The sequence below is a fragment of the Acidovorax sp. genome, from assembly GCF_022763525.1.
In the GTDB taxonomy this organism is placed as follows: Bacteria; Pseudomonadota; Gammaproteobacteria; order Burkholderiales; family Burkholderiaceae_C; genus Acidovorax.
The window spans coordinates 1-7,032 of sequence record NZ_JALEGG010000261.1; the positions used below are offsets into that span (position 1 = coordinate 1).

General features: G+C 65.2%; 8 protein-coding genes. 2 read left to right on the forward strand and 6 right to left on the reverse strand.

The window, feature by feature from the left end:
• Window positions 1–317 precede the first annotated feature (317 nt).
• Window positions 318–809, forward strand: a complete 492-nt coding sequence (locus MRY84_RS20060) for an EVE domain-containing protein (protein ID WP_291507447.1) — start codon at window positions 318–320, stop codon at window positions 807–809.
• Between the two features lie 61 nt (window positions 810–870).
• Here the strand turns inward: MRY84_RS20060 and MRY84_RS20065 are convergent, their stop codons facing one another.
• The 5 genes from MRY84_RS20065 to MRY84_RS20085 form a co-directional block, all read right to left on the reverse strand.
• Window positions 871–1,482: an exosortase H-associated membrane protein gene (locus MRY84_RS20065; protein WP_291507448.1), complete on the reverse strand. Its 612-nt coding sequence runs from the start codon at window positions 1,480–1,482 to the stop codon at window positions 871–873.
• Complete coding sequence (gene xrtH / locus MRY84_RS20070; protein ID WP_291507449.1) at window positions 1,472–1,984, reverse strand: exosortase H; 513 nt, start codon at window positions 1,982–1,984, stop codon at window positions 1,472–1,474. The genes MRY84_RS20065 and xrtH overlap by 11 nt, the downstream gene beginning before the upstream one ends.
• Before the next feature lie 188 nt (window positions 1,985–2,172).
• Window positions 2,173–3,126, reverse strand: coding sequence for a class I SAM-dependent methyltransferase (locus tag MRY84_RS20075; protein ID WP_291507450.1), 954 nt, complete (start codon window positions 3,124–3,126; stop codon window positions 2,173–2,175).
• A gap of 164 nt (window positions 3,127–3,290) precedes the next feature.
• Window positions 3,291–3,914: an NUDIX domain-containing protein gene (locus MRY84_RS20080; protein ID WP_291507451.1), complete on the reverse strand. Its 624-nt coding sequence runs from the start codon at window positions 3,912–3,914 to the stop codon at window positions 3,291–3,293.
• On the reverse strand, window positions 3,911–4,324 hold the full coding sequence (locus tag MRY84_RS20085; protein ID WP_291507452.1) for a DUF4406 domain-containing protein: 414 nt from the start codon (window positions 4,322–4,324) through the stop codon (window positions 3,911–3,913). The genes MRY84_RS20080 and MRY84_RS20085 overlap by 4 nt, the downstream gene beginning before the upstream one ends.
• Before the next feature lie 94 nt (window positions 4,325–4,418).
• Here MRY84_RS20085 and MRY84_RS20090 point away from each other — a divergent pair, with 94 nt between their 5' ends.
• Window positions 4,419–5,180, forward strand: a complete 762-nt coding sequence (locus MRY84_RS20090) for a DeoR/GlpR family DNA-binding transcription regulator (RefSeq protein WP_291507454.1) — start codon at window positions 4,419–4,421, stop codon at window positions 5,178–5,180.
• A gap of 110 nt (window positions 5,181–5,290) precedes the next feature.
• On the opposite strand, the gene MRY84_RS20095 is transcribed toward MRY84_RS20090, so the two are convergent.
• Window positions 5,291–6,712, reverse strand: a complete 1,422-nt coding sequence (locus MRY84_RS20095) for an aspartate kinase (protein WP_291507453.1) — start codon at window positions 6,710–6,712, stop codon at window positions 5,291–5,293.
• Window positions 6,713–7,032 lie beyond the last annotated feature (320 nt).

Genomic DNA, 7,032 nt, shown 5'->3' on the forward strand with positions numbered 1-7,032 from the left:
GCCTCCCTCCCGGTATCTGCCCGCGATGGGGCTTGGTATTGGTGTATCCGCCCCGCTGGGCGCGTTGCAGATTCTGCGGCCAAACCGGCCGCGGGCCAATGTGCGCCCCATTGCTGTCAGGCCGTGTTCCTTTGACGGCCCTCGCGCCGCACGCAGCTTCGACGGCGAACGGTGCGGCGGGGAAGACCTTCCAAGAAAAACCGGCGGCAGCTCCCGGTTCTGAAAGGATTTTTGCTATCAATAAAGAAGTAGCTTCCGCCCTTCAACTTCGCCTCGTCCTACGACCATTTCACGGCACTTTTTGCCAAAATGCCGCCATGACCCCGCCCGAAATGCCCCGCGCATCCCGCTACTGGCTCATGAAGTCGGAGCCCGACGATTGCTCCATCGACGACGCCTTGGCCGCGCCGGACGCGACCGTGCCGTGGACGGGCGTGCGCAACTACCAGGCCCGCAACTTCATGCGCGACAGCATGCAGGCGGGGGACGGGGTGCTGTTCTACCACTCAAGTTGCGCGCAGCCGGGTATCGCGGGCATTGCGCGGGTGGCTTCTGCAGCCGCTCGGCCCGACCCGACGCAGTTTGACCCGAAGTCCCCCTACCACGACCCCGACTCGCCGCCCGATCATCCGCGGTGGCTGCTGGTCGACGTGCAGGCCCTGCGCAAGACGCGGCTGGTGTCGCTGCCCGAACTTCGAAAGCACCCGGCGCTGGCCGGCATGCGCGTGCTTCAGCGTGGCAACCGGCTCTCGATCACGCCAGTGGAGCCCGCCGAGTGGGCCTTCATCATGGAGTTGCTGGGCGGCTGAGGCCTCGTCTTCGAAGGACAGCGGCAACGCAGGCCCGCACACAAGTCGCAGCCCCAAGCCGTCACCGCGCCTGGTGCACCGCCATGGCCGCCTTCGCCTGCGCATGCAGGTTGGCCAGAAACGCCCGGTCCAGCAGCAACCACAGCATCACCGGTGCCAGCGCCGTAAAGATGAACAGGTTGAAGTGGTAGAGGAACGCCACGACATCCGCCACCCAACCGGGCAGTCCCGTCTGCGCGAACACCTCCGCACCCGCCCGGTTCAGTGCGTCATTGCACCATTGCACGATGACGTTGATGGCCTGGATGGGCAGCATCGCCAGCGACCCCAAGAGCAGCTTGCGCCCCCAGCCGCGCGGAAACGAGGCCAGCAGCAGCGCCCACAAGATGACGATGCCGTAGCCCAGCAGCCGGTAGTCAACCGCCGGGGCAAGCTGGCCGGTACGGAACTGACCGTTGTGCGTGGATACCACCTTGAGCGTGGTCTTGAGCACGCCCGTGGCCTCCTGGCGCGTGTAGCTCAGTGCCCACTGGAACACGGAAGACATCACCTCGCCCGCCATGTAGAACACGGGTGCGGCCAACTGCGGGGCCAGGTAGTACCACAGCGGCATCAGGCACAGCAGGCTGAGGACAGCCACCAGCAAAAAACGGCCCATCGAGTTAAGCCGCATGGGCAGCCTCCGGCTCGGCAGGCTGCTGCTTGGCGATCCAGCGAATCCAGAGCATCCACACCACCAGCACATCCAGCATGATGAGTGCCTGCCACAGGTAGAGATGGGCGAACTCGAACACGGTCATGTTCCACTTGCCCAGGTAATACAGGCTGATGATGCGCAGAAGGTTGACACCCTGCACCGCTGCGATGCCGATGGCGATGCCCACGAGCTTGTGCGACCATTTGGAAGGGAAAGCGATCATCCCGGCAATGAGGATGATGGCCGCCTCCACGCCATTGCATCCGGCCTCGATGGACACCGCGAACCCGGTGGCTCGGCTCATCAGGATCCGCCCCTGATGCGCGACATCGGCGTCCAGCGGGGTCATCAGCGCAGCGCTGACGGTGGCCAGCAAGCTGGTCCAGGGTTCGATGGCGACGCGCTGCACCTCATCGAGCATGTCGATGCGGAAAAGGACCGCGAGCACGGCGATGAAGATGACGAAGAAACGAAGCATAGGTGGAGAGGAAACCGTTGAATGCGCCTGGCCGCCGGTGTGCCCGGTCAACCCCAGGGCCAGGACGAGGCGCCGCCCATCATGGCGGACAACGCTGCGAATGCCGCGGGGAGAATATCAGAAGCGTTCCAAAACCCGCTGCATGAAATGGCCGCGACCGCTGGCGACCGGCTTCGCAGACAAGGTCTCTACCTGCCCGGCGCCGCGTACACAAGCACCTTGAGCGCGCGCTCCAGGTCCTGGTCGGCAAACGCTGCAGGGTTGGCCACGCGCTCGATGTACCGCAGCTCGGGCGCCAGTGCCTGCATCTGTTCCCGCAGGAAAGCCGTGCTCAACTCAGGCGCGTTCAAGCACAGCAGCGCGCGCCCTCCGGGCGCCAGCAGGTCGGGCAGGCGCCGCATCAGGCGGCCATAGTCTTTGGTCGCGACAAAGCTGCCCTTCTGGTAGCTGGGCGGGTCGACGATGACCAGCCCGTAGGGCCCGCTGCGGTTGATCTTGCCCCAGCTGCTGAAGATGTCGTGTGGCAGGAACACTGCGCCGGTGGTGATGCCGTTGAGCTGATGGTTCTGCTGGCCGATGCCGATGGCACCATGGCTCATGTCCACGTTGACCACCTGCTTGGCCCCGGCCTGCAGCGCCACCACCGAAAACGCGCAGGTGTAGGCAAACAGGTTGAGCACCTTGAGGCCGTAGCGGTCATCCTTGCGCGCTGCGGCAAAGTCGCGCACCCAGCGGCGGCCCTCGGCCATGTCGATGAACAGGCCGTGGTTTTGCCCCCGCAGCACGTGCACCCGAAAGCGCGCGCCAGCCTCGGTGACGATATGCGGCTCGGGCACGGCGCCGGCCATCAGCCGCGTTTCACTGCGGCCTTCCATGCGCAGCGCCTCGCCTCTGTGCTGGAACACCCAGTTCAGCGGTTCGCCAGCCGGCGCAATCTGCGCCCAGCGTGTTTGCAGGGCTGCACAAATGGCCGCGAGTTCCTCTTCGGTCGCGGGGGCAAAGCTGGTTAATACGAAGACGGGCGGGTAGACATCCAGCGACCACTGCTCGCACCCGGGGTGAAGCCCTCCCCGCCCATGGAAGACCCGCGCCGCTTCGGTGGGCACGGGCATGGCGGCAATGGCGTCGAGCAGGGCTTGCATGGGGCGAGGGAGCTGAAAGGATGAGCAGGAAAGGAGCACCCGGGAAGCAGGCACAGCGAGATCGACAATAAAAATCGGCCTCAGCGCTTGTACCGAGAGCGCCAGCAGCTACCAATTCTATAGCAACCGCTAGGCCACCCCTGACGCGCTCGCGCCTCCTTGTCTCAGCCCGCGTTGTCCCCCGTCCAACCCAGCGCCACATGCTGCAGCAGCATCACCGTCTTGCCATCCTGAATGGAGCCGCTGCGAATGCCCGCCAGCGCTTCGTCCAGCGGCATCTCGACCACCTCGATGTCTTCCCCCTCCTCCACCAGCCCGCCCCCGTCGCGGATGCGGTCCCGGTGCTCGTACTCAGCCACGAAGAAGTGCAGCTTCTCTGTGACCGAGCCCGGGCTCATGTAGGCCTCGAACACCTTGCGGGGCTGGCGCACGCGGTAGCCGGTTTCTTCCTCGGCTTCGCGCCGCACGCAGGTTTCGGGATCATCGCCGTCGAGCAGCCCGGCGCACGCCTCCAGCAGCATGCCGTCGATGCAGCCGTTGAGGAACGCCGGGAGCCTGAACTGGCGCGTGAGCACCACCGTGCGCCGCCGTGGATCGAACAGCAGCAGCGCCGCGCCGTTGCCTCGGTCGTAGGCTTCACGGGTCAAGGTTTGCCATTGGCCATCGCGGCGGCGCAGGTCGAAGGTGACCTTGCGCAGCGTGTACCAGTGGTCTGACAGCACCTCCACCGCGCGCAGCTGGATTTGATCGGTGCTGGCGGGCACCGGGGCAGGCAGGGGGCGGCTCATCGGTCCGCCTCCTGCACCAGCACCGCCCTGGCGCGCAGCGGCAATTCGTCCACGTGGTGCACCACCGGCAGCCCGCGCGCGCGGGCCCGCGTCACGTCCAGGTCCGCTCCGCGCGATTCGCCCGGCAGGCGCAGCACCGCGTCGCAGCGCGACAGCAGCCGCTCGGCCACCGGGTACTGGTACGCGTGAAAGACGGCGTCACCGGGCTCGCGCCCCCCTGCCGCATGGATGATGGGCAGCGCAAGCCACTCACCCAGCAAGGGAAGGTGGCCACGCTCGTAGATGGGCAGTGCGGCGGCTTCCAGCCGGGCGCGGTTGGCGGCAATCCTGGCCGGATCGCCGTCGGTGCCGGAAAGGTAGGGGCCGGCGATGAGAACCAGGAGGGGGAAGTCGGGTGAGGGTATGGCCATGTTCTATACAATGTTCGATTCGTGCAATATCATGCACAAACATGCAATTTCACGCAATCCCAGCGCCACGGACCAGGCTGCAACCCTCCCCATGATGCTCACCACCCAACGCAAACAACTCATACTGGATCGCCTGCGAAGCACCGGTCAGATCGTCGCCAAGGCCCTGAGCGAGGAACTGGGCATTTCCGAAGACACCGTGCGGCGCGATCTGCGTGAACTGGCGGCCGAAGGCCTGCTGCAACGCGTGCACGGCGGCGCGCTACCCGCCTCGGCCGCGACGGGCAATCTGCAGGTGCGCGAACAACTCGCCCCCGAAGAAAAGCGGGCGCTGGGTCGTGCAGGGGCCGCGCTGGTGCAGCCCGGCCAGGTGGTCATCCTGGACGGCGGCACCACGTCTTTGCAGGTGGTAAGGCACCTGCCGCTGCAGCTGCGCGCCACAGTGGTGACGCACAGCCCCGCCGTGGCCGTTGCATTGGCCGCACACGCGGAAATCGAGGTCCTGGTGCTCGGCGGCCGCCTGTTCCGCCATTCAATGGTGAACGTGGGCGCGAGCGTGGTCGAGGCCGCCGCCCTGCTGCGTGCAGACCTTTACCTGATGGGCGTGACCGGCGTGCATGCCGAAGCAGGCCTGACCACGGGCGATTTCGAGGAAGCGGCCGTCAAACGCGCTTTGCATCAGCGCGCGGCCGAGACAGTGGTGCTGGCATCTTCTGACAAGCTGGGGGCCGCGTCAGCTTTCGCCGTCGCACCGTTGCGCGAACTGGCTGCCCTCGTGGTGCCCCCTGGCACGCCGCCAGCCATGCGCAACCAGCTGCGGGCGGGGGGCGTCCGGGTGGATGTCGCCGCGGCGTAGATTCCCGCACGACGCAGGCTGCCGCCCAGGCGCAAATCGCACAAAGCTCGCAGGGGAGCCAAGAAAAAAGCCCGCACGGAGCGGGCTTCGGGCCGAGCTGCGGAGCCGGGTCAGGCGTGCGGTACCGGGGTGCCTGAGTTGACGCACAGCGCCAGGTTCAGCGCCTTGATCGCGGTCTTGTAGTCCTCGCGTTCGATCACGAACTGCATGTTCACCTGGCGCAGTGTCTGCGACACGCAGTTCACATTGACCTGCGCATCGGCCAGTGCCTGTGCCGCCTTGGCCAAAACGCCGGGAATGCTGATGTTGGAGCCGATGGCGCACACAATCGCGCTGGGCTTGATCGTCACGATCTGGTAGGCCTCCTGCAGCTCGGCCACCAGTGCCGGAGTGACCTGGCTGTCCCACACCAGGTGGGCGATGGAATTGGCGTTGGTTGCCTTCAGGATGTAGCTCACGCCGTGGTGGCAAAACACGTTCATCAGGCCCGCGTCGAAGCCCACGGTGCCCACCATGCTGGGGTCATGGATCTCGATCAGCGTGACCTTGTCGGTACCGGTGACGATTTCCACGCGCGCACGTTCGCCCACGAAGTCCTTGGTGATCAGCGTGCCGGGGTGGTCGGGCTCGAAGGTGTTTTTGAGGCGAATGGGGATGCCCGCCAGTTCCATGGGTTTGGCCGCCTTGGGGTGGATGGCTTCCATGCCCACATCGGCCAGCTGGTCGGCCACGTCGTAGTTGGTGGCGCCCACCACGATGGCGTTTTCCAGGCCCACCAGGTTGGGGTCGGCGGACGAGAGGTGGAATTCCTTGTGGATCACGGCCTCGGCAGGGCGCACCTCCACCGCGATCTTGCTGAACGTGACCTCGGAGTAGCCCCGGTCGAACTCGCGCATGATGCCCTCGGTGCCCTTGGTGTACCCCGTGGCCACCACCACCTTGTCAGCGAGGTCCAGGCCCTTGAAGCTCTGGGCGATGCGCTCGTCAATGGTCCAGGCTTCGTTGTCGTCAAAGCCGGCCAGATCCATGAGGACGGCATTGACGCCATTGGCCTTGAGGATCTCGACCGAGTTGAATGCACTGTGCGACTCGCCAATCGAGGCCAGCACCTCGCGTGCCGCCAGCAGCACATCGTGGCGGCTGAGGTAGCCGCTGGCCAGCACGTGCTGCATGGCGTTGAGGTACTCGCGCGCCTGGCCGATGCGCTGGTCGATAAAGGCATCGGCCACGTCCAGCGGAAGGCCCAATTCGGCATAGCCGGCGTTGAGTTTCTTGAGGCTGGCGGCCAATTGCGTCAGGGCGTCCTGGTAGCCCTTGCCTTCCGCAAACAGGGCGTAGATGCCGCGCTCGCCCGTCTTCTTGTGTTCCAGCAACTGGTTCGTCACCCCCGAGTAGGCCGACACCACATAGATCCGGCCATAAATGCGCTTGGGATCGTGCAGCATGATGTGGCGCAGCACATCGCCAAAGGCGGTCATGGATGTGCCGCCGATCTTCTCGACAGAGATCTTGGAGTTTTGAACGTCTTGCATGGACAGGCAGAGGGGAACTGAGGAAATGGGGGGTACGCGGGTTTGCCGCCCCGCTAGCGCACGGCGGCAAACCCGCTATTTTCCACCAGTTTGGCGAGGGTACTTTCTCAGCTCCAGGGGCGGCGGCTTGGTTCCACTATCGCGGCTGCCGCACCGCACACAAAAACAAGCCGCCAGCTTTTGCTGAACTACAGTTCAGCCTTCAACACCCCATTGCGGGTCGTAATGAAAATAACCGAGTCTTTGATGGCGATTCCCTCTGGCGGGGGAATCACGCCAGGCAACGCACCGGGAACAAAGCCGAATTTACCGGGCGTGCC

Excerpts from the sequence above, each read along its gene's own strand:
- MRY84_RS20060 (WP_291507447.1), top strand. The coding sequence starts at position 318 with ATGACCCCGCCCGAAATGCCCCGCGCATCCCGCTACTGGCTCATGAAG.
- MRY84_RS20065 (WP_291507448.1), bottom strand. The coding sequence starts at position 1,482 with ATGCGGCTTAACTCGATGGGCCGTTTTTTGCTGGTGGCTGTCCTCAGC.
- xrtH (WP_291507449.1), bottom strand. The coding sequence starts at position 1,984 with ATGCTTCGTTTCTTCGTCATCTTCATCGCCGTGCTCGCGGTCCTTTTC.
- MRY84_RS20075 (WP_291507450.1), bottom strand. The coding sequence starts at position 3,126 with ATGCAAGCCCTGCTCGACGCCATTGCCGCCATGCCCGTGCCCACCGAA.
- MRY84_RS20080 (WP_291507451.1), bottom strand. The coding sequence starts at position 3,914 with ATGAGCCGCCCCCTGCCTGCCCCGGTGCCCGCCAGCACCGATCAAATC.
- MRY84_RS20085 (WP_291507452.1), bottom strand. The coding sequence starts at position 4,324 with ATGGCCATACCCTCACCCGACTTCCCCCTCCTGGTTCTCATCGCCGGC.
- MRY84_RS20090 (WP_291507454.1), top strand. The coding sequence starts at position 4,419 with ATGCTCACCACCCAACGCAAACAACTCATACTGGATCGCCTGCGAAGC.
- MRY84_RS20095 (WP_291507453.1), bottom strand. The coding sequence starts at position 6,712 with ATGCAAGACGTTCAAAACTCCAAGATCTCTGTCGAGAAGATCGGCGGC.